General features: G+C 34.9%; 2 protein-coding genes. Both read right to left on the bottom strand.

The features are described from left to right. Positions 1-104 precede the first annotated feature (104 nt). On the bottom strand, positions 105-686 hold the full coding sequence (locus EI161_RS13855; protein WP_192529845.1) for a hypothetical protein: 582 nt from the start codon (positions 684-686) through the stop codon (positions 105-107). Then, the gene (locus EI161_RS13850) at positions 683-2,770 is read right to left on the bottom strand and encodes a tyrosine-type recombinase/integrase (RefSeq protein ID WP_192529843.1); all 2,088 of its coding nucleotides are present in this window, start codon (positions 2,768-2,770) and stop codon (positions 683-685) included. Before EI161_RS13850 ends, EI161_RS13855 begins: the two co-directional genes overlap by 4 nt. Between the last annotated feature and the right edge of the window lie 44 nt (positions 2,771-2,814).

The raw sequence follows: 2,814 nt of genomic DNA, 5'->3' as shown, positions 1-2,814 counted from the left end.
TGCTTCGGCTGTCACCCTTCTTTTATTACTCCAGCATACTTTTTGATACACCACCACATATTTAACTAGTAGTCTAATACTCACTTAATAAAACAGCATATGAACTAGAAGGTGAACTGTCTTCTTATCGTTTCTGATTTTACATCTAGCAGCAGAGCAAAATCTTCTTGTCGAAGATACTCTTTACTCTCAAAAATCTCTTTCCATATACTGCTACGGTATTTCTGGGCATCTTGCGTCAACTTTTTAAGCTCAGGATACATAGATCCTGGCTTTAGAAGAGATAATACTGAAATAGTTCTAATAAAATCCATATATATAAAGTCTACTATATCTTGATCAAATTCTTGCTCATATCTTTTTTTATGTTCAGGCTTAACATCTTTTTTTGATGATTTATACTGAATAAAAAGAGCATTATCCTTATTTAAAGCTTTAAGGTTGAAAAAAGGCACAAAGCATCCCCCTATGACTTCATAACTGTTCGACTGTGAGCTTATGACTGACACGTGATTAATAGGTAAACTGTTATAACAACTAAATTTAGTATTAAGAGACTCTAGATAAGCTTCTTGTTTACCAACTATATAGGCACTCGTTATAAGTTTAGATAGTTTTTTAGCCAAAGGATGGAGACTAATTTTAGTGCTACTATTGATACTAATAGACTTTGCTGATAAATTCATGACTCGTATTCTCCTAAGTTGATTCTTTGACCTATCATGATGAAAGCATAATGACAGAAAACTTGTAAAGTTCTAACGGTCCATTGATTGATTGGAAGATTTGAATTTTCTCTATTCTCAATCCTAGTCTGTTCAGTCTGGCTAGATAGTGATAATTCCGCACGGATCTGCTTTTTGTAAGTTTTCGCACTTAGCGCATCTGATTTATTACACTTTTCTATTTGAGATGAGGCAAGTAATTTCATCACAGGTTTCCATCGCTCTTTATCGTCATCTTTAGCTTGTGCATAATGGTATATTTTTAAATTAATATTTTTTTTAACAACCAGCTTTTCTGCTACTTTTATATAGATATACAAATCTAACGCTCGACTAAAAGTAATATAGTTTTTATAATATTGAGAATTCATAAGCGTATGCGCTATAAACTGAAGCATAGGTTTTCGTCTTTCTTCTATCTTATAAAAGTTACGAAATTTATTGGTCATTTGCATGAGTATGTTGTTGTCTTCAACATACCTGTCAAAAACTGGCAATAAGCTCCTATTATCATCAGGCGCAAATAACCTAGGATTACCGTGTATAGTTTTAAAAGCAGGATGGTTTCTGAGCTGTCTAGCATTCTGAAGCCATCTTTCAAAAGTGTCTTGATCAAGCTTATAAATATCCATTCTTTCCTTAACATCTTCTTCCCTATCATGTAACTCTAGAGTCTGACGAACCTCATTGAATGAGTATCTTTTTGGCTTTATAGATTCTTTATTTCCTGTTTCTAGTTGCTTGCTAAGCCTTGGCTTAAGTAGTGGTTTGATCTTAAGTTTACGCAGAAAATAACTATTAATCGCAGCAGGTGTAGCGCCTAACTGACTTTTTATACACCTAGGAATACTTAGTAGTTCATAATGTTTAGGCGTCAACTGGTAATCCATATGCCAAAGTAATAATCCAATCTGAATATCAGTCAAATGCACGTAAGAGTCAAAGGTAGTGCTAGGACTGGCATGCCCAGCTAATCCAGCTAAAGCATATATTTTTTTGTATTGTAGTGATGTCTCAATATAAGCCAATATTTTACAAGACTTGTCTTCGTCATAAGGTAATAAGTCTTTCAAAGTCTGAGAGCATTGATGCCCATTAAAATCATTAGCTTTATCATACAAAAATGACATTAATTGAAAATTAGTTAAGAAGCTATGTCTTAAATGATGGGTCGTGAGATGAGGAAGTCCTGTTGTAGTTTTAATTAACTGAGATATGGTTTTTGACAAATCACTAGCACGATAAGCCATACCAGCTTGATTAGCGATTAAGGTATCCCCTTTGCTTTCATTACGCCTAAGCTCAATTCTCTCAAACAGTGACATATCTGAATCAGTCAAAAGCTGTTCTAACAATGTCCTTCTTAATGCAGAACCCGTCTTATTATTACCATATTTATTATCACGCACTTCTAAATAAGCTGAGGTTATAGCCACATCTTTTAATCTAATCTTAACTATTTCGCCTATTCTGAGTCCACAGCGTTGACCTAAAATCAAAGCGAGCTTTACCGCGTCTACCTCATCTGTAGTCATTCCAATATTGTCAGCACTATTAAGAGTAGCCTGAAACATGGTCTCTGAAAGATAACCTGTTCTATGGTGTGCTCGCTTGGTAGCCGCAAGAGGGGCAATGGGTTCGATATTATGCTGATTAACTAAATATTCATGAATCTCATCAATATGAGTAGCAATAGTATTCTTAGCGTCTTCAGACTTACCAAGTTCGATAAGTTCGCTATAAAATTGAATAAAATCATCTTCAGTATAATCATCAAGATCAATACCCTGCGTCAAAGATAACCAGCGATTCGTAATAGCGCCGCTGTAAGTCTGAATACTACTTACCTTGCTACAAGTCACCGTTTTCGTCAATAACCAGCCTACGATTGCGATCTCACTTAAAGGCGCATCGCTCGTTGATAAACGTTCATATAGCTGTTTAAGGCTAGCTTTGAATGTAGTCATTGATATTTTTTCGTCTTTATTCTTTTTGAATAGCTTAGCAATCTCGACAGTAATAGCAGGGTTGCCCTGTAGTGGCATAATAAAATTGGACAGCTTCTAAGAGGTTATAATAACCCAAAGAA

The sequence above is a fragment of the Psychrobacter sp. FME5 genome (genome assembly GCF_014861375.1).
GTDB lineage: Bacteria > Pseudomonadota > Gammaproteobacteria > Pseudomonadales > Moraxellaceae > Psychrobacter.
Note: the sequence above shows the minus strand (reverse complement) of the source record. Positions and strands in the feature narration are given on the sequence as shown.

Coding starts and splice junctions, on each gene's coding strand:
- EI161_RS13855 (WP_192529845.1), bottom strand. CDS start 686: ATGAATTTATCAGCAAAGTCTATTAGTATCAATAGTAGCACTAAAATT.
- EI161_RS13850 (WP_192529843.1), bottom strand. CDS start 2,770: ATGCCACTACAGGGCAACCCTGCTATTACTGTCGAGATTGCTAAGCTA.